22 protein-coding genes and 2 pseudogenes are annotated in these 23,112 nt (G+C 57.9%); 11 read left to right on the top strand and 13 right to left on the bottom strand.

What is annotated here, in order from left to right:
- Positions 1 to 160 precede the first annotated feature (160 nt).
- The 4 genes and pseudogenes from K2Q04_RS14390 to K2Q04_RS14375 form a co-directional block, all read right to left on the bottom strand.
- Positions 161 to 457: an antibiotic biosynthesis monooxygenase gene (locus K2Q04_RS14390; RefSeq protein ID WP_291165088.1), complete on the bottom strand. Its 297-nt coding sequence runs from the start codon at positions 455 to 457 to the stop codon at positions 161 to 163.
- A 159-nt stretch (positions 458 to 616) separates the two neighbouring features.
- Complete coding sequence (locus K2Q04_RS14385; protein ID WP_291165085.1) at positions 617 to 1,393, bottom strand: LLM class flavin-dependent oxidoreductase; 777 nt, start codon at positions 1,391 to 1,393, stop codon at positions 617 to 619.
- Between the two features lie 103 nt (positions 1,394 to 1,496).
- Positions 1,497 to 1,739, bottom strand: a pseudogene (locus K2Q04_RS22235) (LLM class flavin-dependent oxidoreductase); the annotation flags it as partial.
- A gap of 461 nt (positions 1,740 to 2,200) precedes the next feature.
- Positions 2,201 to 2,803, bottom strand: coding sequence for a TetR/AcrR family transcriptional regulator (locus K2Q04_RS14375; RefSeq protein WP_291165079.1), 603 nt, complete (start codon positions 2,801 to 2,803; stop codon positions 2,201 to 2,203).
- A 112-nt stretch (positions 2,804 to 2,915) separates the two neighbouring features.
- On the opposite strand from K2Q04_RS14375, the gene K2Q04_RS14370 reads away from it, so the two are divergent.
- Positions 2,916 to 4,367: a coniferyl aldehyde dehydrogenase gene (locus K2Q04_RS14370; protein ID WP_291165076.1), complete on the top strand. Its 1,452-nt coding sequence runs from the start codon at positions 2,916 to 2,918 to the stop codon at positions 4,365 to 4,367.
- Between the two features lie 165 nt (positions 4,368 to 4,532).
- Here K2Q04_RS14370 and K2Q04_RS14365 read toward each other — a convergent pair whose 3' ends face one another.
- On the bottom strand, positions 4,533 to 5,363 hold the full coding sequence (locus tag K2Q04_RS14365) for an AraC family transcriptional regulator (protein WP_291165075.1): 831 nt from the start codon (positions 5,361 to 5,363) through the stop codon (positions 4,533 to 4,535).
- 446 nt (positions 5,364 to 5,809) lie between these two features.
- Between K2Q04_RS14365 and K2Q04_RS14360 the strand changes: the two genes are divergently transcribed.
- From K2Q04_RS14360 to K2Q04_RS14325, 8 genes are all read left to right on the top strand, one after another.
- Complete coding sequence (locus K2Q04_RS14360) at positions 5,810 to 6,268, top strand: hypothetical protein (RefSeq protein ID WP_291165072.1); 459 nt, start codon at positions 5,810 to 5,812, stop codon at positions 6,266 to 6,268.
- 38 nt (positions 6,269 to 6,306) lie between these two features.
- Positions 6,307 to 6,759: a nuclear transport factor 2 family protein gene (locus K2Q04_RS14355; RefSeq protein WP_291165069.1), complete on the top strand. Its 453-nt coding sequence runs from the start codon at positions 6,307 to 6,309 to the stop codon at positions 6,757 to 6,759.
- A 227-nt stretch (positions 6,760 to 6,986) separates the two neighbouring features.
- Positions 6,987 to 8,654 (top strand): efflux RND transporter permease subunit, encoded by a 1,668-nt coding sequence (locus K2Q04_RS14350; RefSeq protein ID WP_291165066.1) that lies wholly within the window; start codon positions 6,987 to 6,989, stop codon positions 8,652 to 8,654.
- Position 8,655: 1 nt separating this feature from the next.
- On the top strand, positions 8,656 to 9,966 hold the full coding sequence (locus tag K2Q04_RS14345; protein ID WP_291165063.1) for an efflux RND transporter periplasmic adaptor subunit: 1,311 nt from the start codon (positions 8,656 to 8,658) through the stop codon (positions 9,964 to 9,966).
- Positions 9,967 to 10,516: 550 nt separating this feature from the next.
- The gene (locus K2Q04_RS14340; protein WP_291165060.1) at positions 10,517 to 10,777 is read left to right on the top strand and encodes a hypothetical protein; all 261 of its coding nucleotides are present in this window, start codon (positions 10,517 to 10,519) and stop codon (positions 10,775 to 10,777) included.
- A gap of 222 nt (positions 10,778 to 10,999) precedes the next feature.
- The gene (locus K2Q04_RS14335; RefSeq protein ID WP_291165057.1) at positions 11,000 to 12,643 is read left to right on the top strand and encodes an ATP-binding protein; all 1,644 of its coding nucleotides are present in this window, start codon (positions 11,000 to 11,002) and stop codon (positions 12,641 to 12,643) included.
- Positions 12,644 to 12,858: 215 nt separating this feature from the next.
- Entirely contained in the window at positions 12,859 to 13,950 is a 1,092-nt protein-coding gene (locus K2Q04_RS14330; protein ID WP_291165054.1) for a hypothetical protein, read from the top strand.
- 33 nt (positions 13,951 to 13,983) lie between these two features.
- A complete protein-coding gene (locus tag K2Q04_RS14325) occupies positions 13,984 to 14,742 on the top strand; it encodes an FRG domain-containing protein (RefSeq protein WP_291165051.1) in 759 nt (252 codons plus the stop codon).
- 151 nt (positions 14,743 to 14,893) lie between these two features.
- On the opposite strand, the gene K2Q04_RS14320 is transcribed toward K2Q04_RS14325, so the two are convergent.
- The gene (locus tag K2Q04_RS14320) at positions 14,894 to 15,838 is read right to left on the bottom strand and encodes a DUF4365 domain-containing protein (RefSeq protein WP_291165048.1); all 945 of its coding nucleotides are present in this window, start codon (positions 15,836 to 15,838) and stop codon (positions 14,894 to 14,896) included.
- A 197-nt stretch (positions 15,839 to 16,035) separates the two neighbouring features.
- Between K2Q04_RS14320 and K2Q04_RS14315 the strand changes: the two are divergent.
- Positions 16,036 to 16,125 (top strand): annotated as a pseudogene (locus tag K2Q04_RS14315) (recombinase family protein); the annotation flags it as partial.
- A gap of 228 nt (positions 16,126 to 16,353) precedes the next feature.
- Here K2Q04_RS14315 and K2Q04_RS14310 read toward each other — a convergent pair.
- Positions 16,354 to 17,031, bottom strand: a complete 678-nt coding sequence (locus K2Q04_RS14310) for a hypothetical protein (protein WP_291165045.1) — start codon at positions 17,029 to 17,031, stop codon at positions 16,354 to 16,356.
- Between the two features lie 370 nt (positions 17,032 to 17,401).
- Here K2Q04_RS14310 and acpS point away from each other — a divergent pair, with 370 nt between their 5' ends.
- Positions 17,402 to 17,806 (top strand): holo-ACP synthase, encoded by a 405-nt coding sequence (acpS, locus tag K2Q04_RS14305; protein ID WP_291165042.1) that lies wholly within the window; start codon positions 17,402 to 17,404, stop codon positions 17,804 to 17,806.
- Here the strand turns inward: acpS and K2Q04_RS14300 are convergent.
- The 6 genes from K2Q04_RS14300 to K2Q04_RS14275 are packed head-to-tail and all read right to left on the bottom strand — an operon-like array spanning position 17,790 to position 22,830.
- A complete protein-coding gene (locus K2Q04_RS14300) occupies positions 17,790 to 18,686 on the bottom strand; it encodes a nucleoside triphosphate pyrophosphohydrolase family protein (protein ID WP_291165039.1) in 897 nt (298 codons plus the stop codon). The genes acpS and K2Q04_RS14300 overlap by 17 nt on opposite strands.
- Before the next feature lie 18 nt (positions 18,687 to 18,704).
- The gene (locus tag K2Q04_RS14295) at positions 18,705 to 20,480 is read right to left on the bottom strand and encodes a nucleotide kinase domain-containing protein (protein WP_291165036.1); all 1,776 of its coding nucleotides are present in this window, start codon (positions 20,478 to 20,480) and stop codon (positions 18,705 to 18,707) included.
- A complete protein-coding gene (locus K2Q04_RS14290) occupies positions 20,477 to 21,274 on the bottom strand; it encodes a thymidylate synthase (RefSeq protein WP_291165033.1) in 798 nt (265 codons plus the stop codon). The genes K2Q04_RS14295 and K2Q04_RS14290 overlap by 4 nt, the downstream gene beginning before the upstream one ends.
- A complete protein-coding gene (locus tag K2Q04_RS14285) occupies positions 21,267 to 22,151 on the bottom strand; it encodes an ImmA/IrrE family metallo-endopeptidase (RefSeq protein WP_291165031.1) in 885 nt (294 codons plus the stop codon). Before K2Q04_RS14285 ends, K2Q04_RS14290 begins: the two co-directional genes overlap by 8 nt.
- Positions 22,148 to 22,522: a helix-turn-helix transcriptional regulator gene (locus K2Q04_RS14280; RefSeq protein ID WP_291165028.1), complete on the bottom strand. Its 375-nt coding sequence runs from the start codon at positions 22,520 to 22,522 to the stop codon at positions 22,148 to 22,150. Before K2Q04_RS14280 ends, K2Q04_RS14285 begins: the two co-directional genes overlap by 4 nt.
- Positions 22,519 to 22,830: a hypothetical protein gene (locus tag K2Q04_RS14275; protein ID WP_291165025.1), complete on the bottom strand. Its 312-nt coding sequence runs from the start codon at positions 22,828 to 22,830 to the stop codon at positions 22,519 to 22,521. The genes K2Q04_RS14280 and K2Q04_RS14275 overlap by 4 nt, the downstream gene beginning before the upstream one ends.
- Positions 22,831 to 23,112 lie beyond the last annotated feature (282 nt).

The following is a 23,112-nucleotide window of genomic DNA, read 5'->3' as shown; positions in this document are numbered from 1 at the left end:
CTTGTCCGGCGCCTAACGCCGGACCTTCATTCGTTCCATGCCGAAACGGTGTCCCGTGACGGTGCGGCGGATCGGGAAGTCGCGTTCTCTGTCCTCGCCACACGGCGCTGGTGGGTTCGCTGCCATCCTTGCCTATGGCGCTTCTTCGCCATGATGAGCCTCAGAGTTTGGCCGCGAGCACATCCACCTGCTCAATTTTCGGTGCGGACGCGAGGAGTTCGTCTGCTTTCGACATGAGCGCCGCCGCGATCGGGCCGTTGAGGTGAGCCTGGCGGCCTTCTTCGGTCTCGAAGGCGTCGAATATTCCGAATGTGCTTGGGCCGAAACGCGGTGCAAACCAGACTGGCGTGCCGGGCTCGTTGACGGCGAGCGGAAGCGCGCTCTCCAAGAACTGTTGAAGAGCAGTCTCTTTTCCGGGCTTCGCTTCGAGACGAACGTAGAGTGCAAGCTTGGCCATTGGGTCTTTCCTCCTGTTGCGACCAGGCGCTCGAGCAGTGAAGGCGGATACGCCGGTCGTGGCATGTTGTTTCGTCAGCGGCATTCGCTGATCGTGATGCAATACGAGGCGGAACCGCTGGGTCCCGCCTCGCTGGTCAGATGTGTCGAAGCGCTAGACTTAGACTGTTTCCGGGACCTTCGTGACGTCCGAGAACTTTGACTCGATCGTTTTGCTGGCAACGCTCTCTTTGCCAACGTATGCAGTCCGGTACTGAGCAGCCGGGTGCGTGCTCTCGACGTTGCCGTCCTTCGTGCCGATGAGCTTTTCGCGCATCGTGCCTTCCTTGTACGACGTCTGCACGCGGCCGCGCTTGCGCAGTTCGGGCACGACATAGTCGATAAAGTCGGTCGTCGTTCCGGGCGTCACGGCATAGGCGAGGTTGAAGCCATCGACTCCGCCTTCGTCGACCCAACGCTCCAGTTCGTCGGCAACCTTTTGCGGTCCACCAACGAGCACGGGTCCGAGGCCGCCGATGCAGCGGTTCTTGATGACATCCCGGACCGTCCACGCCTTGTCGCTGCCGCTGGTGAGCGACTCGAGTGTTGTGCGAAGACTGTCGTTGTCCATGGCCTTGAGCGGTTCGTCTGGATCGAGCTTCGAGAAGTCGATACCGGTCCAGCCACCGAACGGCGCAAGCATGCCCTCGGGGCTCGCATACGAAAGATATTCCTCGTACTTCCGCTGCGCAGCTTCGTCTGTCGCACCAGTGATGACGGTCAACAGCATGAAGATCTTCACTGAGTCGCGAGAACGACCCTGTGCTTCGGTTTGATTGCGGATGTCGTCCGTCATCTTCCGCGCCTGCCGGACGTTCGTCGTCAGGATGAACATGCCTTCGGCATGCTTGGACGCGAATTGGCGGCCGCGCCCCGATGCGCCAGCCTGGAAAATCACCGGAGTGCGCTGCGGAGACGGCTCGCACAAGTGGAAGCCGGGGACCCTTGAAGTACTTTCCGTTATGCTGAATCGGATGGACCTTGCTGCCATCCGTAAAGACGCCCGTTTCCTTGTTGCGGTGAACGGCGCCATCTTCCCACGAACCTTCCCAGAGCTTGTACATTACCTCCATGTATTCTTCGGCGATGTCGTAGCGCTCGTCGTGACCGATTTGCTTGTCCATGCCGATATTGAGGGCGGCGCTGTTCAAATAAGAAGACACGACGTTCCAAGCTACGCGGCCCTTGGTGAGATGATCCAAGGTCGAAAGCCTGCGCGCGAGAAGGTACGGCGGTTCGAACATAAATTGGGTGCAACGGAAATGGTCGCCACGTCATAGCCGATCTGGGCCGACTGGCTTGCCCGACTGTAACCGGTTTCGTCAACTTATCCGCAGCAGTATCGCGCTTGTTCCGCTTCTACGTCGGGAACAACGCCTGAAAAGTTCCTGCTATTTCAACGAGAGGTTGGCGCGCCCGAGATGATGAAGATGAGAACTTCTGCTTCGTCGTTGACGTTGATCGGTAGATGCTATCCCACTCCGGAAGCGCGATTTCCGTTCATCAGCTGAAGTGAGATCGGCCGGTATTGAGGTCCGCTTAGGGCCAATAGCGGGCCATGACAGACAATCTGGCCCGACCGTCAGAACGATCGCTCACTCCCAAGAGCGGAAGTTAAATGGTGATGGCGACGCCTCTTCTCGGCACCGTCGCAGATGTCCACGTCCGGGAGTCGATTGGTCGATGCGGCGCCGCCGGCGCCGTTTTAGGTCTCTAGCCCCTCGAGCATGGACATGAGCGCGGCATCGAGCGGCTTGGCGCCCACCTTCTCCGCCATCAGCTGACCGTCTATTGTCAGCATCGTGAAGCCGTGCGCGAGCGCCCATGCAGCCGCTGCCTGTCCACGCACCGGATGTTTCTTGAACGCACCGCTCGCTTGGCCGCGCTCGATGATGCCGGTCAGCTCCGCAAATGCGCCAGCGCCTGCTTCATCCAGCTTCACATGTGCCGCCTTGTCGACATCGCCGCTGAACATCAGTCGATAGAGTGAAGGGTTGGCCGTGCCGAATTGGACGTAGGTTTTCGCTGCGGCGACGAACTCGGCCCGCGCCGAGCGCAACGGCCGCTCGAGCGCGCCGGCGATCTCGCTGCGCAGTTGGTCGAAGCCGAGCGCCGCGAGTTCCGCCAGAAGCGCGCTCTTGTCGGGAAAATGCTTGTACGGCGCGGCATGGCTGACGCCGGCCCGGCGCGCCACCTCGCGCAGCGTGAACTGCCAGCCCTTCTCCTCTTGCAGCATCTGCTGCGCCGTCTCGATGACGGTCCGCCGCAGATCCCCATGGTGGTAGGGGCGATTGCTCTTCTCCTGCATATTCTTGCTCTCGCGTTCGTGATGTAGACAATGAAAACATATGTTGACAGCGTCAACACTGAGCTTCTACATGGTCCCACAAGTTGCCACTGTCAACATAGGAGATCAAGCCATGAATGCCCACGTATCCAGCACCGACGCCTTCCAGTCCGCCAATCGTGTTTCCCCGAGCATGGACGCTATTCTTGCTCGCCAACGCGCGGCATTCCTGCGCGATGGGCCGCCATCGCTCGCCGCCCGCAAGGCCGACCTTGCGAAGTTGAAGAAAGCGATCCGCAACTATTTGCCGGAGTTCCAGAAGACGCTGCACGACGACTTCAAGGGGCGCTCCGCAAATGATACGGCGATCCTGGAAGGGATGGCGATCGTCCAGGGTATCAACTATCTGCGCCGCAACCTTCGCGGATGGATGCGCCCGCAGAAGCGGCGCGTGGAGATGCATTTCGCACCCGCCAGCGCCCGCGTGACCTATCAGCCGCTCGGGGTCGTGGGCATCATGTCGCCGTGGAATCTTCCGGTCGGACTGTCGCTCATGCCGCTCGCAACTGCGATTGCGGCCGGGAACCGTGCGATGATCAAGCCGTCGGAACTCACGCCGGCTACCAGCAATCTTCTGGTGCGGATGCTTGCCGAAATCTTCCCCGCTGAGCAGGTCGCGGTCGTGACGGGCGGTCCTGAGGTCGGCGCAGCGTTCTCCTCGCTGCCGTTCGACCACATCGTCTTTACGGGATCGACACCGGTCGGCAAGGCGGTGATGAAGGCAGCGAGCGCCAATCTTGTACCCGTCACGCTGGAACTCGGCGGCAAATCACCCGTCGTCATCGAGGGCGGCTTCGCTCCCGACCGCGCGGCAGCGAGCCTCGCCTTCGGCAAGCTCGCGAACGGGGGACAACTCTGCGTCTCGCCCGACTACGTGCTCGTTCAGGAAAACGACGTGGAGGCGTTCGTCGCCGCCTACGACAAGGCGGTCAAGGCGCGCTACCCGGAGGGACCGGCGAGTGAAGATTACACGTCCGTTATCAACGAGCGCCACTTTGCCCGCCTGAACGCGCTTCTCGATGACGCCCGCTCCAATGGCGCGCGCGTGATTGAGGTCGGCGCAAAGCCGGAAGGCGCACGACGGCGGCCGCACACGCTAGCGCCAACCGTGGTCCTCGGGGCCACCGTCGAGATGGATGTCCTCAATGAGGAGATCTTTGGCCCGGTGCTGCCGGTCGTCGCCTACCGGAAAATCGAGGACGCCATCGCCCACATCAACGCTGGGCCCCGGCCGCTGGCGCTCTACTACTTCGGCGCCAACGGCGCCGACCGCGCCAAGGTGCTCGAGCGTACGACATCCGGCAACGTGACGATTAACGACACGATATTGCACTTCGCGCAGGACGACCTCCCCTTCGGCGGCGTGGGGGCGAGCGGCATCGGCGCTTATCACGGCATAGAGGGCTTCAGGTCGCTCAGTCACGCGAAAGGCATCTTCGAACAGAGCCGCTGGAATATGACGGGCGCCTTGCGGCCGCCCTTCGGTACCCTGACGCGCCTCGTGACATGGTACCTGACGCGATGATCGTCACGATAAGGCAGCGCGGCCACATCGAGGCGGCGCTGCCTTGATCGCCCAGTGTCAGATAATCCAGTGTCGGATAATAATGGCTGCCGGTTGGCAGATGCCCGCAACGACCTATAGAAATCGATGCCGCAAGCGGGCATTGCGTCGGCGTCGAGCTGGATTCTAAGACTGCCGATCGCGCCGATAGGCGCCGGGCGTTACGCCGGCCTTGCTTTGGAATGCGGTCGTAAAGTGCGATTGACTGGAAAAGCCGCATGCGGCTGCGATCTGCGAGATGCTTTTGTCGCGTGACACGAGCATGAGTTCAGCTCGGCTTAAGCGTCGTGACAAAACGTAGGCGTGGGGGTTCACGCCTAACGTTTGCTTGAAACGCCGCGCGAAATGAGAGGGACTCGTCGCGGCGACGTCGGCTAGCGAGGCAAGATCCAGGTCATTCTCGATATTGGCCTCGATGTAGTCGGCGACGCGCGCAAGACGGCGATCGGCAAGTTTACCGAACGAAGAGCGTGGACGCCGTTCCGCGTGGCTCGAAAGACGACAAACGAGGATCTCTGCGAGGAGAAGCGCCCAGCTGTCCAGAAGGAGCGTCGTCGGGGTGAAGCAAGCGAGTTGGGCCTGAATGGAACTGACGGTGCGGACAAGGTCCTGATCTTTCGTCGCGGACGACATCCGAAGTTGGGCAAGTGTAAGTTCGCGTTCGAACAGGCTTTCGCAGACCGAGCCGGCCAGTGCGAAAGGAACGTAAAGGTGAACGAACGATACGCCTCGGTCAAACCGCCAGCTGGCGCCCTCGAAAGGCTGCATCGCAATCTCGCCCGCCTCAGTCGGAACGCGCTCACTGTTCCGCCAGACGCGTCCGCCGCCAAGATTGAGAGCGATGCTGATGAAATCCGGATCGCCGATTTGCACGCTCTCTTCGACGGTGGAACGCCAGAAGGACGCTTTCAGCGTTGAATTCTCATGCACCGCAACAATGCGGTCTGGCGCGATCACATCGCTCTCAAGATATCTTGGGGCGGTGCAAGACCGATTGGGCGCGCAGATGGGCAAGCCTGGGGTTTCGTCGGCGGGTGGAGGCATTTGCGGCGATACATGCGAACTTGTACTCAGATCGGCGCCCTCCCCGCAGACGTCAATGGTCATCGTGTAATCGCTTATACTCGATGTTTTCGCAAGGACGGTGCCTGGACCAGCCGCAATCAGAGCAAGCAGGGGTTTCGCAATGGCCGGGCGCCGGAATGCGTCGGTAGCGCGCCGCGTTCAGTGCACGGCGGCAGGTGAGAAGCTGGAGCGCACCGAAAAGAGCAAGATTTTGTAAGACAGCGCGCGAGCCGGGATGCTAGCCCGAAGCGGAATGGCGCGGCGCCATGGATAGGTTGGATCTTTGGTGCATTGAGAGTGGCTAAACTGTGAGAGCCTCGTCCGAAACCAGAATTGAGGTGGCCCCAGATCGGATCGATCTGACCGCCTGGTTGCAGATATTTTCCGACCGCGATTATCAAGCGTGTTCGCCAGCGCATCGCGCAGCGGGCTATTTCCGCGAGAACGGCGTCTTCGGAACGGTAAACGTCGAGAATGTCGGCGGGCACCTGCTGGTGCATCACTATCTTGCCGATGAGTTTGAGCCGCATCGCGTTGTCCTGCGGTCGCGGGACACACGCGTTTACGTGATGCATCTCCTTCCAGCGAAAATAGAAGTCATCTGGATCATGGAAGTGGAGCCGCGGGAATCGCGGAGCGCTGCCTTCAGATGCACTGTTGTCGTACGAGCGCCACCGCTGCTGAACCTCGTCGCAAAGTTAGGTCTCCTTCCAGTATTCCTTCGCTGGCACGTGCGGAGGGAAACACCCCTGTTTGCGGCCGATGTGGTGCGGAAGATTGGCGAAGGGCGCCTCTGATCGTCCTCCTCAAGAAACTGAGATATTAGGAACAGCCAATGTATCACTCGATCGTTCGTCGGAATGTCGAGAAGCTCTTTGACGCGCTAGGGCGCGGCGACGTCGACTATGCCGTGGCCGGCATGGCGGATCGATTCGAGCACATCTTTCCTGGAGATCATAGTCTTGGAGGCACGCGACACACTCCTGCAGGCATTCGCCTCTGGCTTAAGCGGTTGCTTCGCGTCCTCCCGGGTTTGAGATTTAAAGTAAAGCACATGGCCGTCAGCGGATGGCCGTGGAACACGACAGTCTTGGTAGAGTGGCGTGACTTCGCGACATTGGCGAATGGTGCGCCCTACGTGAATGATGGCGCACACGCCATACAAATCCGATGGGGCAAGGTCGTGGTCCTTCACGCCTATCTTGACACGCAGATCATGATCGACGCTATGCGCACCATGGAGGCTGCGGGTGTCGCCGAAGCCGGAGCACCGAAGATCGAAGATTGACAGCTTGCTTTGTGAAGATGGTCGCGCCGTTTGGCTACGGCCATTAGCCTCGTCATCGGGCCATTCGGGATCAGCTCCAACCACCAGCCTGCGAGCTGATGTTCAGTAGTACTGGTATTGGCATCATCTCTTCTCCAAATTCCATTTTTCAAGAGGACGCAACAGGACAGCATCCGAAGTAAATTTTCGTAAATGGATATCTTTTGAAATGAATTTGATCAGCGGAATTGAGCAGTCACGTCCAGATGAGGCTCTCGCGTACGCTGACGCCCATCACGATCGGGCTGCTCCTAAAAGGCGAACATCGCGGAGCTGATGAAGGCCGCAGAAGCTGGGCGCGCCGCTTTCAGGCAGCCTTCGATCGCGGCTTCGAGCGCATGCGCGTCGGGTATGTGGCGCTGCTGACGACGCTGATGAAGAGAAGATTCATAGTCCCGATCGCTGTCATTTCCATACTCGGTCTCGGAGTCGCGATGTTCCTGATGGTCGGACGCGACTTCTTTCCAATTATTGATGGCGGGCAAATTCAGCTGCATGTCAGAGCCCCCGCCGGTACGAGAATTGAAACGACCGAGCGCATATTCCAGGCGGTCGAGAACAAGATTCGGGACGGCGTCATCCTGGTCGCACTTAAAGATGGTCACGCCCCGACTGCCAACTACATCCGCCAACTTCGTGAGGTGCTGCCCGCCGCGTTTCCGGAAGACGTCTTCTATTTCCAGCCTGCCGATATCGTCACTCAGATTCTCAATTTCGGTCTTCCGGCTCAAATTGATGTGCGGACGGTCGGCTACGACCGAATGACGAACCTCCACGTCGCTGAGGAATTGCGGAGGCGAATGGCGGCCATTCCTGGCGTCGTTGATGCGCATCTGCAGCAAGAGGTTTATGCGCCGGCGTTCTACGCGACTATCGACCGGGCCCGGGCTCAGCAGCTTGGCCTGAATGCGAACACGGTCGCGACCAACGTCAATATCAGTTTGAGCTCCTCCGAACAGGTTTCTCCGAATTTTTGGACCGATCCGAAATCCGGTATTCCATACTACCTTGCAGTGCAGACGCCGGAGCCGCGGGTCGCGTCGTTGAATGACCTGGCCAACACTCCGGTTTCCTCCGCGGTAACGGCTGCGGGCGCCCTGATCCCGGGGCTGCTCAGCAACGTGGCGACATTCAAGCGCGACACGGTGCCGACCAACAGCAACCAGACCAATATCCAACCGGTTTACGAGGTTTACGCGAGCATTGAGGGTCGCGATCTCGGTGGCGTCGCGGCTGACATCAATAAGATCGTCACGGAGCTTCAGAGCCAGTTGTCGCCAGGGAATACGATCCAAGTGGTTGGACAGATCCAAAGCATGAAGGACTCGTTCCACAATCTCGGCATCGGCCTCCTATTTGCGGCCGTGTTCGTCTACCTCTTGATGGTCATAAATTATCAGAACTTCGGCGATCCCTTCGTCGTGATCTTGGCGCTCCCCATAACGTTTTGCGGCATCCTTACGATGCTGTTCATTACTGGAACGACGCTTAACGTTCCGTCCTTGATGGGCGCGATCATGGCCGTCGGCGTGGCGTCGGCGAACTCAATTCTGCTTGTCACGTTCGCCCGCGAGCAGCAGCTTGCAGGAAAGCCCGCGAGCGAGGCTGCGATCGATGCCGGGCGAACGCGTATTCGCCCAGTGCTTATGACTGCGGCGGCAATGATCGTCGGCATGATTCCGATGGCGATCGGCGGCGCAGGCGACGAACAGAACGCAGTGCTGGCCCGTGCCGTAATCGGCGGCCTCTTGTTTGCGACCCCTACCACTCTGCTTGTTGTTCCGTACCTATTTGCCAAGCTCCGCAAGTGTAATGACGGAAAGCCCGCCCAGGGAGTGTTTGAAAGGCAGGTCTGACGTGACCGATTCAAACGACACGCTATCGATCCCGCCAACGGATGAGAGACGCGAGAATAGAGGCCAGCCGGATGTCGCGACCCCGGCACCGAAAAGTCGTGGCGGTCTATGGCTCGGACTAGCTGTTCTCTTACTTCTGACAGGCGCCTTGGTCGTTGGCGGCATCAATGCCCGTGCGCTGCGGCAACAGACTTTGGCTACGTCCGAGCGCCACCAAAATTTTGTGCCGAAGGTCCGGGTGGCGCCGGTGAAAGCCAGCAGCGACATCAATACGGTGTCGTTGCCAGCGACGACGTTGGCATTCACAACCGCTAACATCTTTGCCCGCGCCAGCGGTTATATCGGCAAACGCAACGTTGATATCGGCGATCGCGTCAAGAAGGGCCAGCTGCTAGCGGAAATCGTCGCCCCCGAACTCGACCATCAAATCGCGCAGGCGCAGGCCACGCTCGAGCAGGACAAAGCTACGCTGCGCCAGAACGTGGCGAACCGGGACCTCGCCAAGATCACTTGGGATCGAGACAAGCCTGTGGTTGCTCAAGGCTGGGTGACGCAACAGCAAGGCTCGATCGATGAGCAGAATCTGAAGGCGCTGATCGCCGGTGTGGGAGTCGCTGAGCAAAGCATCGCAGCGCAGGAAGCGACGATCAAGGTTCTTCAGCAACAGAAGGACTATCAGAGTGTCGTCGCGCCGTTTGATGGAGTCGTCACTCAACGCAACATCGATGTTGGAAGCCTGGTGCAGGCCGACGCGACGAGCGGCACCTTCATGTTCAATCTCATTCAAACCGACATTATAAGGACCCAGGTTTACGTTCCCCAAGACCAAGCCTTTGGGGTGCGGCCTGGCGTTGACGCCGTCGTGCGGATTCCGGAAATTCCGGATCGTGCATTTCCGGGAAAGGTTACACGCATTGCCGATGCGTTGAACCCGATTACCCGGACGTTGTTGACGGAAATTGACGTTCCCAATTCGGACGGAGCAATGTCTGCCGGCGTCTATTGCACCGTCGAGCTTCATATTCCGCGCAAGGATCCTTCCCTCTTGGTGCCAGCGGAAGCGATCATATTTGATCGGAACGGCCTGCACGTAGCGGTCGTTGAAGGCGGAACTGTCAAACTGCAAAAAGTTTCCGTCGCGCGTGACTTTGGGACCATAGTCGAGGTGCGCGAAGGGGTTAAGAAGGGCGATTTGGTGGTTCTCAATCCATCGGTGGATTTGGCTCAAGGAAGTAAAGTCGACGCGCGGTCCGACGAATCCGATAAGACCGCTAGTGAGCCAGCGTCGAGGCCAACGAAAAATCGCACGTGATTGAGATGCGTGATCTGCTTTGAGGCACGGCTAGAGAACACGCTTAGACAACTCAACCGGCTTGCGAACGTTCTTGGCGGAATATCTCAAGACACGCTTGCCCAGGGCCTCAGGTGCATAATCATCAGGCCTCTCGTCGAAATGGAGCGCGTCCTCGCGGAGGCGCGCCGCAACAATCAGCCTGCCTATATCGCCGTTCCGTCGGATTACGCCCGCTCCTCAGTCGTGCCGGCGGACGTGAAGCCGATCGTGCGACAATCAAATGAAGCAGCGTTGCAAAAGGCGATGAAGCTTATCGCAGAGCGTCTCGACAAAGCAAAATCCGTCGTCGTATTTCTGGCCTACACAGTAGCGCGGCATGGCTTGCAATTGCGGGCCCAGAAAGCGATCGAAGCGTTGGGCTGTCCTTTTGTCACCACGCTTGACCTGAGACCTTACGGGCGCATTCGATCAAGCGTACCGCGAGTGGGGTCAAGAGTTCTCATCTTCGTCCGGTCCGGTGCCGCATCAAGGACTGAAGGTATTTAGCTTTTTTAATGGCGCACCCGGCATGCGTCAAACCGGAACGAAAAACAGTCAAAAAGCCCCGAAATTACTGCATTTCCAGAACCGCACCGAATTAATTCCTGGCACAATTCCTGTCACGATTTACACCACCATCAAAAACACCATTTCAATAACAAAAATAGGGCTGCGAGGAAATGTCCGTTTTTATTCGATTGGCGGGCGCGGTGCTCAACCACCAGAAGGGTGTCCTGGTTACGATCGAGGCGGCGTGGCCTCTCATCGCCAGCCCGGTGAAACACCGTGAATCCGATAAGCTGACCTGACAGAGATGGAGCGCCGGGAAGGACTTCAAAGACCCTGAGGAATCAAAATGATTAGTTGCCCAAACCTGGGTTGGCCTTCTCTCCCGATTTTATAGTCTTTCACAAATGATTCCCAAACCGGCCGGAAGCTATGATGGCACACCCTTCGCGCGGAAGGCTAGCAAGCGCTGGCTGCGACTCGCTCGGTCGCTTACATTTCCGGCATGGCGGGCGAGCATCACCATTTCGAGAAAAAATCCCTACGCAAAGTGATGGGCGGAAGTGCTGACTGGCACGGATTGGCGGAGAGTTGCGTAGCCTTCGCGACCGCTAACGGGGGGGCCATCTATATCGGAATCGAGGACGGTGATGACAAACCGCCAGCCAATCAAATTATTGCCCCCAACTTGCCAACGGGCATCACCCAACGCATTGGGCAGCTTGCCGTAAACGTTTCGCTGGAGGCATCGCTCCATGTATCAGATAACGGGGGCGCCTACATAGAACTGATTATTCCGCGTTCCACGTCAGTTCCCTCGACGAGCGGCGGTAAATATTATTTGCGTGAAGGGGACCGCAATCGCCCCATCGTCGGCGATGAAATCCTGCGCCTCCTGAGCGATCGCGCCACTGTGTCGTGGGAATCATTGACCTCCGCCGGCATTCCGCACTCACAAGTCGATCCAGCCAAGCTCTCTGCACTAATAGGCCGTATCCGTGCCTCTGATCGTGTAAAATCCTCTGTTAAGGAGAAAACCGACGACGAATTGCTCGAGCACTACTCCTTTGCTGACGGCCGGTTGCTCACCAATCTTGGCATCCTCTGCATCGGGCGGCGGCAGGACCGTGCCGCCTTGGGCACAGCGCCAGTCGTGCAGTTCATCAAGTATGATGAGCACGACGATAAGCTCAACAAATTGGTATGGGATGATTTCAGTCTATCACCGATCGAGCTTGTTGATGCCATTTGGACCGAGGTTCCGGACTTTCGGGAGACCTACGAGCTTCCTGACGGCCTTTTCCGTAAGTTGGTACCCGCTTATGACGAGACGGTTGTGCGCGAATTGTTGGTCAACGCATTGGTCCACCGGCCCTACACACAGCGCGGCGACATCTTTCTGAAGTCTTTTCCCGATCGCCTAGAGGTTCAGAATCCCGGACCGCTTCCCATTGGCGTTACGCCCGCAACGGTGCTCCATGTCACGGTGCGGCGAAACGAGGGACTGGCACGCGTATTCCACGATCTGAAGCTTATGGATCGCGAGGGCTCCGGCTTCGACACCATGTACGAGGTGCTGTTGGGCCAGGGACGGGACGTGCCGCATCTACGGGAGGTCCAGGACCGCGTTGAGGTGACGATCGGCCGCCGCATCTTGAAGCCTTCGATTATCGACCTCCTCGGCAAGGCCAACCAGAGCTACCATCTCAAGCAGCGGGAAATGATTTGCTTGGGATTGCTGGCACAGGCGGAGCACATGACCGCGAAGCAGTTAGTTGGCGCTCTCATGCTCGATGACGTCGACGAGCTTCGCCCTTGGCTCGGCAGACTGCAGGGTTTTGGTTTGGTGGGGACGGCCGGCCGAACCAAGGCGACCCGCTATTTCGTGGCGTCGGATGTGATGCGTCGTCTCGACATAGCCGTTCCGACCACACTGGGCAGGATCGAGCCGCATCGGCTGAGGGCGCTTATCGAAGAGGATCTTCGGCGCTACCCGAACTCGGCGGCCGGCGAAATCAATCGCCGGGTGGGCGCCGAGATCAACGCCAAGCAAATCAAGCGTGCGCTGGACACTCTCGTTGCGGACGGTACCGTGGCGTTTGAGGGGGAAAAACGGTGGCGCCGGTATCGTGCAGTCCACAATTCCTAAAGGACAAATCGAACCTTATCCGTTGCATCTGGACGATAGGTTGTCCGATAGAATCTGACAACGCTTTGTAATTCCAGCGTTTTCTATCGCCCAACTGAGGGCTTAAGAACCTGTCCTGGGCGTTAGCTGGACTTCCCAAAGGGAAGTCCTTCAGACTCTGGGCCAGAGGCACAATTCGACGGATCTCGAATTTATCCGACCCAAGATTGTCAGCATTGACCACAGCGACGGAATCGATGCATCGGGACCATGGGGGGCGGCGCGATAGACTAGGTGACAACATGGTGAAATATCGAGAGGTTCCCTGGAAGCGGAATCTTCGCAAGATCCCAGACTCCGTACGGGAACAGTTGAAAGAAAGCCCCGATAAACGGTTTGTAGTCGGCGTTGTGAAGACGATCTCAAACTCGGACCTCGAAGCGGGAACGTACCGTCATCTTGGCCTGGGATTAGCCGCTGGCGGCATCATCCTAAAAGAGCGCGTGGTGCCGATTGCTGAAATGGGGATTTTTTCGCGACGAAATCGCGAGGGATGGGAGATCCGTCGAGACGATCTGCCGATGGTCACGCGGACTTTTAGCATCGAGACCCCTAACTACGGCGACTGGGGCAATGGCTCCCACACAATGGAATGGGACCGCGAGTGCTACCAGTACGATTACGTGGAAGCCCCGCTGTTCGCGATCCACGTTAAGCTCTTGAAGAAGTCACCGCAGGCTGCCGTCATCAGCTTCTCCCTGGATTGGCCTCTCGATCGAGCTTCAGAGGACTTCGAGCGGGACTTGCTGTTCGCGCTCAACATTCTTCAAGAAAACGTCGGTGCTGCCGGATTGCTCGTGGCAGACGCATCTAGCGTCGATCTTCTTGCATCTATCGAGATGAGTTGGGAGTTCTTCCCACCCGGCACCGCATTAGAAGTCGAACGGTTCTTTCGCGGTTCGGGCCGCAGCGCCTCGCCCGACCTGGACGAGGTCATTCGGCAGCGCACCGAGCTCTTCATGAAGACGAAGCCGTTACGCTATCTACGCGGGGCCGGTGGGATGAACCGCTATATTGGTGCTCAGTTTGCGGACGATCTTGTTGTCTTTGAAAACGTCAGATATGGAAACGCAATTTGGATTCTTTTCGAGGATTGGAGCGTAACGTCTCGCCGGTCACGTATTGATCTACTCAGACTCCGCGATGTTCCGTATCATCGGATCGTGCATTCCGACGGTTGGCAAGATCGGTTGCTTGAGTTCGTCCGTGAGGAGAAGCGCAGGCGCGGGATCGTTGGTGGGACGTCAAAGACTTTCCGTCGGGCGTAAGAATGCCTTGTGCGTTAGGGCATAGGTGTTGGTGTGACCGAAATAACAAGTATCAGCGTTCTCCTGACTGAAATCGGTAAAACGCCTATCCCCGCTCGTCGGCAGCACCTGCGAAGGTGGTTTCGCGGTCATGCCAGATCCGACTGGAAACTGGTGCCCGGAATTTATCGGCTTAAGGAGAGCAGCAACGAGGAAGAGCTCTTAACCACCGAGCGACACTTGTCTCAAGATTTTCGAATCATGTCTGCGGGTCTTCGAAAGGGAGGCGAGGACGACGTCGATCTTTACTTCCTGCAGCAACACTACCGGATGCCAACCCGCCTGCTCGACTGGTCGGCCGACCCCTTGGCGGCGCTCTATTTCGCTACGGAGCATGAGCCGACGGCGGATGGTAAGTTGTTTTTCATGGACTCTTACATGCTCTCGGTGAACCAGCAGGCGGAAGAAACGTTCGAAGGCGTCGCGACGTCACGAAACGAGGAGGTTCGCAAAGCCATTCAAATCATCACCAACTGGCACAAACGAAAATTTCCTCCTTACATCATCCCTATAAGGCCCGATCACGCCGATCAACGCATTTCCAGGCAGCGCGGATATTTCACGTTCCATACACCGGAAGCACGAGAGCTGACCAATGATACAAATAGCACGTTGCGTGCGTATAAAATTCCTGCGGCCGCAAAGGTACGGATCAAGAAAGAACTGGAACTCGCCGGCGTCAATCAGTTCACTGTTTTCGGCGACCTTGATCACCTAGCGGAATGGCTCAAATCCGTGCACTGCAAGCAATAATAATTAGTGTCGGCGCTTGCTCACGCTGACGCAGACCTCCACGCCGTCCGCCAGCGGGATAAAGCGACCCATCTTTGCGGCAGGCCTAGCGGGAATAGTCGAACCCAAGCCGCTCCGCCCATGTTCTGATTCTAACACAGCTCGCCGCCCATCAAAACGTATCGTCGATGGGCTCTTTGCTGACGTCCACGTCGCGCATGTTTTCCCACCACTCTTGGCGCTCGCGGATCAGGTCTTCGTCTTCAGGATCGTCGCCAAATCCGCGCCTGGGTAACTCAGGTGTTTTCTGATCAGGACCATTCTTGAAAAATCTCTCAGCCGCCAAATATCCCTTCGCCGCGCCAGTGAGCTTTCCTAGAAGGACGTGTTCTTCAACTTCCGCATCAGATTCCACTTCCTCACCGTAGATGTATTCAAGCCAAGGCATCAGAAGGGACATGACAAACCCGACGTCATGACCGGGTATCCAGCACATTGGAAATTCCATGTCCGGCTCGCGGTCGTCAAAGGTGCGGTCGTAATCTCCGAGGTAGATTTTGGGATTGCGCAAGCCAAGACCTTTGTTCACCCAGTCCTGCCAAATGATGGTGACGGGGCCATCGCCGATTTTTTCCATGAGATCTATGTCGAGGGCGAACCTGAGACGCCGTGCTCCTTCCTCGTTCTCGGGCAACCCGGCCTCGATGAAAGGTTTGGCGTCTTTGTTGAGGACGTTGGTAGCGGGAATTTTGATCGACCAGCCCTTCTTGTGTTCCTCGCAGAGAGGGCGATCGATCTTCTGCCAAAGGGTGAGCCCGGTGTCTTCATCATGCAGGATGATATACACGGGCAGGCAGTGCTGGGACCAATATTCGAGGTGGCGCATCTCGCCATAGTAGACGTAGTCGCTCCCCTTCTTCTTGAAATAAGAGCTTCCGCTTTTGATCTGCAGCGCAATTAGTTTGCCGGTGGGCTTGCTGTCTTCGACAACTTCCACCTCGGCATCGATGCCCCAGTCGAGGATGGGCTTCTCCCTGAAAAACCATTCAAATTCTTCGAGGAATATCCGCTCGACCGCGTTTAGACCCACCCGCTCCGACAATGATTTTTTGCTCATGGCAATCACCTTCGCGATGAATGCTTCGCATTGTGTCTGATTCTCAGACGAAAAAGCCCCGAGTTGCGGAGGCTCATTGTTGGTCGTGCCCTTATCGTGATTCGACGATGACCGCGTGCAGCGTGTTGGTTCCGCTCAAGGCAGCGCTGGCGGTGATGTTGATGAGTTGATCGCTCCGCGGGCTCGGATACGCTCGTGTCTCCACCGACGAACAGAATTTAGATCTGCAAGTTGACGCGCTTCAACGCGCGGGATGTCATCGCATTTTGTCCGATCAGGGTTTCTCAGGTGCCGAGAAAGCGGAATTTGGCTCAAAGTCGATAAGCGTCGAATGCGTATGCTTAGAATATGTCTGCAGTCGATTTTTAAGCGGACAAGACTACGGATGCCCCAACTCTGCGCCATGGGCACGAAGCTCCATCCCGAGGGGGGCGGCGAGGATAAGGGCGATGATTGTAAAGATGAGCTGGCGGCACGGATACGTGATTATCGAGGAAAGGCCGCCGAACCTGCCGTTATGTCGGCAACTCAGGCGAGTTTTCCGGCAAAGTATCCCCGCCGTTACTCACCTCCTCTTCAATCTGGATTGCCTCTTCTGTTTCCGGGCTCGCGCTGACGACGACTTCGGGGTTTATCTCGGCGTCCTCACCGATGGAGATTCGAGGGGTGCCCTTCGGCCTCTTGGTCGTCATGCCCATCATCGCTTTGAACGATAGCACAGACGTGCCGGGGTGGCCCTTTCCGTCGTGGTTGGCCACACCCGCAATCGACCACTTCGTTGGACGCGCGCCATGAATATTCAGAAGCTGCGTGGTGCGGCGACTGGCAAAACCGATAAGCCAATCTTCTATGTCTTCAATACATGCTTCATTACCAATCTGGCCGCGCACATTCGCTTGATGGATTGCGAAGAATTCGATCTTCGCCTTGCGCCTATTGCTCAGATATTCATTCAGCCCGTTGATATTGCGGTCGTTGAACGCTTCCTTGAAGATGTTCTTCGATGCTTTCCCTACATAGACGGGCAAACTGCCTCGGCCGGAGGCGCAGGAAAAGACATAACAGCCAGGTTTGCTCACATCCTCGCTCTCTTGGAGGATGTCGACCAGCCTTTCTTGATGGATGAGCCGTCCGCCAGACACCCCCCTCCTTAAAGGAACAGAAAACGGACCCTTTACGACGAACTGGACCATGATGACCCCACACGACACTACTTGTAAAGATTATAATACAGACAAGTGAGTGTGGCGAGCATTGATAGGCGAGGGCGACATGGCGGCCAAGTAACCGTCGGAATTATCGACGCGAAAGACAAACTTGGCGCATCCGTCTCCTGCGGGCACTTTCTTGAGAAAAGCGTCCAACTGATTGTCGGCTCAGCATTGGGACCGCCCCTTCCTATGAACTCTCTAAACATTGCTCCGTAAGTCAGTTTTTGGAATCTCTCTGTTCGGTCTTAGTCCAAAGACGGCAATGCGCCATGCACGCGTTTACAGACGCGGCAACAAAAGCGGATAACTCGTCTAATTTCTGGCTTAAGTCCTTGAACCTGGAAATCCAATAATGCGTGTGCTTGCCCATGGCATCGATATCGTTGAACTTGCGGAATTCGATCGGCTTCTGCGAGAGCCCACCGCCGACATGGCCCGCCGGTGCTTCACCGAGCTTGAGCTCGACAAAGCCGGCGACGCCGACCGGCGCACTGAGCGATTGGCTGCGCGGTTTGCCGCGAAGGAAGCCGTCTTGAAAGCGCTTGGTACCGGCTGGGTGACGGGGATCAGCTGGAAAGACATCGAGCTTCGCAGCGCACCAAACGGCGCTCCGTCGATCATCGTTTCCGGCGAGGTCGAGCGCATAACGAGGGAAAAAGGCATATCGAGTTTCCTCGTCAGCCTCTCGCATTCGAACACGCTCGCTATCGCGAGTGTGGTCGCCGTCGGCCCCGATATTCCTACTTGCTCAAACTGACGGTGCGGGCATCGAGATCGACGTGGAACTTGCCTCCCCTCGCCTCAGCGATCGGACGCCAGACCGCGTAACCCTGCAGGATGGCCGACTGCCAGTCGGCGAGAGAGCAACGTCGGACCTCGAGATGCTGGGCCGCGCTCTTGAGCGTGCGAAGAAGCTCGTAGTCGACGTACTTGACGCCCCCGAAGAAATCATGGCTGCGGGCGCAGTCGAAGACGACGGCGGCAAGGCCTTCTTCGATGGCCCCTGCCCGGCCGCCATCCTCGACCTCGTCGATCAGCTCGTGGCTCTTCCGCTTGCACCCGAGAAGCTTTCGCAGCACCGGCGACCAGCCGAGAACCGCGAGGTGGGCGAAGTGGATGACGTCATGAAACCCGTAGCCATCCGGGGTGTATGCGTTATCCCGCAGGTCGTCGCCGCATTGCTTGCCATCGACAAGCAGCTGGATCACTTCCTTGCCGCCTTTCGTGGTGACGCGAAGCTCGATATCCATTTGGCGGTGAAACCGCTCGTCTGGCGGGAACCCGCTGTCGTAATCGTAGGCTTCGGGAAAAAGCTGCGACTGCGCAGCAGCCGTTCCCCACCGATCCTTGATCTTTGCAAGATTGTCTTCGGCGATCTCGCCGAGCCGCAGGTCGAATTTCCGGGCAATGTTCGCGACATACCAGAGAATATCGCCCAGCTCCTCGCCAACGCGTTGCTTGAAGAGCTTGTGGGCGGGTCCGTCGCGCAGGAATTTTTTATATTCGCTGAGAAGACCGCCGGCCTCGCCGGCGAGGCCGAGCAACGGCACGATCACACTGAGATCGCCTTCGCCTTTGGCAGAGCTTGGAACACGGTCCGTCCCCTGCGCTACATCCTGATATCGGTCAAAATCCATAAAGTATCCCTCGATTATTTATGCTGCGGGTTTTCTTGTCTGTGGAGAAAATTCGGCAACGGCATCGTTGATTCCCCATTTTGGCGGGAACCAGAAGTTGATCGGCTTGGAGATCGGCGAAAATTTCTGCTTGATGCGCGTGCGACCAGTGAGGCCCGTGATCTCCGGATGTGCGACGCGCGCGTATTTATCGACCTCGCAAAAGAGGTTCTGGCAGTCGATGAGCTGCAGCCTGCGTCCAAAGAGGGACCGGAACTGTAAACCGAGCCGCGCAAGTTCGTCAGCCTGCCGGTCCGCAACGAGCTTTATAATTTCGGGCTCGTTCAGACCGCCGAGATTCGAGAAGCACTTTCGGATACCGTCGAGCGCGCCAGGCCCCGGCATGACGAAATCCATTTCCGAGAAGTTTGTAATTTCGCTGTAGTTGATGTCGGTGACAAACTGATAGGCGAGAAAATCGCCGATGGTCGGATATGATAGCAGCAGTTCGAACGCATCCTGCATGCGCCGCGCAGCGGCGAGCCGAGACGGCAAGTCGTCGCGCATCATCGATTCCAGCAGTTTCAGATGGTTCTGATGCTTCGCCGAGTGGCCGAACGCGCGGCTTCCGGGCGGCATGATGTAGGCCGCCGAGTAGATGCGTTCACCGCGCGATAGCGCTTTAGAGAGAATGGCATCGTACCGCCGGAAGCTATAGTCCTCGTATGTGATCGCTCCGAGCGCCTTTTCGAGCAGCCCCCATGTCTCGATCTTATTGAAGAGCTTGTAGATCAGGATACGGAAGAAAACTTCCTCAGGGGCAGATGAGAGGTCATCGCGATAGATGACGTTGCGGATCAGGTACTGGCTGACCCGGTCCGATGCCCGGTAGGCGTTGGTGAACTTGTGCTCCTCGATAATCGGATCGGCCGTCCAGGGGCGTCGCAGACCCTGCAGGCGGCGGAAGAAGACCTCCTGTCGCTCTACCGCAAAACGCCAATACGTATCGAAGACGACGGTTGGCTTTGCGGGTCCAAGTCTTGAAAAAACGGTAGGCGCTTCGGCCTTCTGCGCGCTCTGTTTCGCCGGGTGAAACGCCATGGAAATCTGATCCGCGGCCTTCCGCTGTCCTGTCTTCACTTTTGAACGGACAGCCTCGGGTAGCCGCGCCAAAATTTCGGACATTGCGTCGGTAAGGGTTGCGGTATTGTAAATGGACTCCACGCGATGCGCGCTGATGCTTTCTTTAGCCAGCCCGGCGTACAAGCCCCTGAGCTTCTGCCAGTAACCGGCATCCTCATCGCGATCGATCGGTGTGTCGCGATCAATCAGGAATAGTGTCATGGGCTGGTCGCCCCAAAGACGGATCTCGGGCTCGATCAAGGCCTTCAATGTGCTGCTTTCGATACCGCCGGCCTTGCCATATACCAGCGTTGACCACCAGAAGCGGTCGAGGATCACGTGCTCGCCGGACGCGAGCGCCGGCAGAATGACTCTTTCCATGACGTCGAGGTGGGCGGCGACGTGCAGGGCCTGCCGGGCCGTTTCCGAAATCGATTGAACGCCAAGCGCAGCCGCGTTGTGATGCAGACGATAGACGAGTTGCCCGAGAGTGCCATCTTCCCGGCCCGGGAATGACATGAGGCGGCAGCTGCGGCCCTGGGCGTTCAAGGTCTGCACGACCATCTTTGCCAAAGTCGACTTGCCGACACCGTCCGGGCCCTCGAATACGATCAACTGGCCGCGGCAAGTCATGGCCGGGTGCGGTGTCGGCCTCCGGGGCGTTTTCTTGCGTGAAGACTTCGAAGTTTTCATGCGGCCGCCTGCATTCGCGTTCCGGCGGCATCAACAAGTGCGACCAGCCTCGGGTCCGACTTTGCAATTCCTTCAAGCTTCGCCACGCCGACATAGACGTTGAGTCTGGCTGGCTTCATGCCGCACTCTTTGGCGACGAAGCGGCCGAGCTGCGCGAGGCCGAGATAATTACCGTAGGCTTTATTGAAGAGCTGCTGCGTGGCGTAAAAGGCGTTGGTCACCATGCCATCGTTCGTCGGCACGAAGGAGACATGCTGAAGGCACGGAAAGCCAAGCTGTGCGCTGCTGCTGTGATCGCGCTCGGGATCGAAGATCGACGCCTGAAGCATCGAATCCCGGACACCCTTGCGCCCCGAAAACTGGTCGATGATGAACTCGAGCTGATTGCCGTTGGAGGGCCCGCGGCCGAACATTGTCAGTCGCTCGAAATACAGGCCTTTGCCGTTGAGCTGCCGGTTCATAGCCTGGTATTTCGGGAAGGTGCGGCGATAGATGTCAAAAAGCTTGGCCCGGTCGCCGCCCGCGATCTGGTAAAGCCGCTCGGGAAAGATCGTGAAGGCGACCGTTTCGATATCCCACTCTTTTTGGGCGGCGAGCAGCGCATCGAGATCCTGACGCATAGCCGGGTCTTCAACCGGATAGCCCGCTGCATCGAATCCGTGAATGCTGATGAGCAAGGGCGAGAGCGTATGGCCGCGCTTGCCCTGGATCTTGCGAATGGCATCGGCCCATGCCCAGGAAAGATTGGCGCCCTCAATCACTTCGGGCACGTCCGCGTCAATGGACTTAGACATCATCGTCCTCCATGTGCCGGTATCTCGCGAGACCGGCGTAACCTCTCTTCGATACTCGCACAAAATGCTCGTTCCCGGCGCCAAGGCCTACGCGGCCCAGACCCGGTCGAACGGCTTTGTAAATGTCGCCGGTCGCGCACGTACCTGCCGGTTGTAGGATGTCGCCCCCGGCGGCGCTGCCCGCAGGCAGCAGAATCGACGTGCCGACCTCGGCATCGATAGGCTTTGCGAGCCAGAACGGGTCCACTATCAACAATGGGTCAGCGCTATCGTCGCCGAGCAAGCTCTTCCGGATGGACTTCGGAGTGGCTTTCAGCAGCTCCCGAGCGCGGCCAACCGCGATCTCCAGGACGCCGTATGCAAGATGCGTGACCAGCGTAGCGTAGCCGACGCCGAAATTGTTCGCGACGGCGAACATCTGCGCTGGCGTGGCCGTGTGCATATCGGTGCGGCGGCGCGCGAAGGCACCGCGCAGGCCAATGATCGGCATGAGGACGAAACTCGAGAACGCGTTGACCAGAAACTCGTCGGGATTTTCGTCCTTTAGCGCTGCCGCCTCTTCCTTCATCTCGTCGATTGTCGTGCCGTGCCCGAATTCGTGATGGCCAAGCTCGTGCCCGCAGGTGAAGACCCGGCGCGCGAGCGGCCGCTGCGACGACACGAAGATTCGCGGCGCCTCGCCGCCGCTATACATGCCTTCCATGTTGATGTCGGTAAAGCGCACGGGAACGCCAAGCTTTTCGCACAGATCGAAAATGCAGGCGGGGCTGATCTGATCGAGCCCTCCCCGCGCGCGGGTCTTGACGGCTGCCTTCATCGCCATCTGCGTGAGGGCCTTCTTATCGACACAGCCAATTGATTTGAGCTGCGGTATCATGATTTGCCTCCGCGCTTGGCCTTAGGCGTTTCATCCGAACGCATGCTTGCTAGGAGGCGCATCAGGCGGTCCAGATCCTCGGGTTTCAGTTTCTTCAGTTCCCGTGCGGCAAGCTGGACGCGCGGATCATCGGTCTCGATGGTGTCCGAAGCTTCGCCCAGCAGCCACCCGACCGTCACATCGAAGAGCTTTGCGAACGTAGACAGTTCTTCGGCCGTGACGCGGCGGTTTCCCGCTTCGATCTCCGAGATCGTTGGCCGATGTAGTTCCATCAGCTTGGCCACCTGCCCCTGCGAAAGACCCGCCGATTTTCGCGCTTCGCTAATGCGCTTCGCGGTCTGTGCGCGTTTTTTGCCATCCGTTTCACTCACTGCGCCGCTTCCTTCTTCTTCGTGGTCTTAGTGTCGTTCGCCAGCTTGCAGGCCATGTCCGCAACTTCATCGATCGTGTAGGCGACCGTTCCGTCTTTTGAGGCGAAGATGTTGATGTCATCATCGATGTCGTAATTCAGCTCGGCCGAAAGCATGCCGATCGCCGCCGGCCAGACCTTGCTGTTGAATTTTTCCAGCTGCTCGGCCGGTTTCACCGATCCGTCAAGCGGCGGGCAGGGCAAGCCGCTGTTCGTCTGAATCGTAGTCAGCACGTTCACAAGCTTCTGTTTGACCTCTTCGCGCGTCATGACCGCCTCATTACCACAAGTAAGAATTTCTTACCACACACGGCGGCGCTGTCAATAGTCCGATCATTGACCCACGATCGCGCCTGCGTCGCGGGTCGGACATCGTGCCAAGACTAACCTGGGGTTGACGAGCGAAAAGCGTGATCTCGACATTGAGGTCCACGGAGCCTTCGAGACATCGGGGACCACCGACATCTTGACGCGATAACTCTGTAAACAGACGTGGTCGGCAGCAGCATCGGCCTTGCCGACCATAGCTTGGACAATTTCCGCAAATGGGAC

Source organism: Hyphomicrobium sp., assembly GCF_019753045.1.
GTDB lineage: Bacteria > Pseudomonadota > Alphaproteobacteria > Rhizobiales > Hyphomicrobiaceae > Hyphomicrobium_B.
This window is presented reverse-complemented; position numbering and strand designations above follow the sequence as displayed.

Coding starts and splice junctions, on each gene's coding strand:
- K2Q04_RS14375 (WP_291165079.1), bottom strand. CDS start 2,803: ATGCAGGAGAAGAGCAATCGCCCCTACCACCATGGGGATCTGCGGCGG.
- K2Q04_RS14320 (WP_291165048.1), bottom strand. CDS start 15,838: ATGAGCAAAAAATCATTGTCGGAGCGGGTGGGTCTAAACGCGGTCGAG.
- K2Q04_RS14340 (WP_291165060.1), top strand. CDS start 10,517: ATGCGTCAAACCGGAACGAAAAACAGTCAAAAAGCCCCGAAATTACTG.
- K2Q04_RS14295 (WP_291165036.1), bottom strand. CDS start 20,480: ATGAAAACTTCGAAGTCTTCACGCAAGAAAACGCCCCGGAGGCCGACA.
- K2Q04_RS14275 (WP_291165025.1), bottom strand. CDS start 22,830: ATGACGCGCGAAGAGGTCAAACAGAAGCTTGTGAACGTGCTGACTACG.
- K2Q04_RS14285 (WP_291165031.1), bottom strand. CDS start 22,151: ATGATACCGCAGCTCAAATCAATTGGCTGTGTCGATAAGAAGGCCCTC.
- K2Q04_RS14390 (WP_291165088.1), bottom strand. CDS start 457: ATGGCCAAGCTTGCACTCTACGTTCGTCTCGAAGCGAAGCCCGGAAAA.
- K2Q04_RS14310 (WP_291165045.1), bottom strand. CDS start 17,031: ATGGTCCAGTTCGTCGTAAAGGGTCCGTTTTCTGTTCCTTTAAGGAGG.
- K2Q04_RS14290 (WP_291165033.1), bottom strand. CDS start 21,274: ATGTCTAAGTCCATTGACGCGGACGTGCCCGAAGTGATTGAGGGCGCC.
- K2Q04_RS14355 (WP_291165069.1), top strand. CDS start 6,307: ATGTATCACTCGATCGTTCGTCGGAATGTCGAGAAGCTCTTTGACGCG.
- K2Q04_RS14335 (WP_291165057.1), top strand. CDS start 11,000: ATGGCGGGCGAGCATCACCATTTCGAGAAAAAATCCCTACGCAAAGTG.
- K2Q04_RS14370 (WP_291165076.1), top strand. CDS start 2,916: ATGAATGCCCACGTATCCAGCACCGACGCCTTCCAGTCCGCCAATCGT.
- acpS (WP_291165042.1), top strand. CDS start 17,402: ATGCGTGTGCTTGCCCATGGCATCGATATCGTTGAACTTGCGGAATTC.
- K2Q04_RS14300 (WP_291165039.1), bottom strand. CDS start 18,686: ATGGATTTTGACCGATATCAGGATGTAGCGCAGGGGACGGACCGTGTT.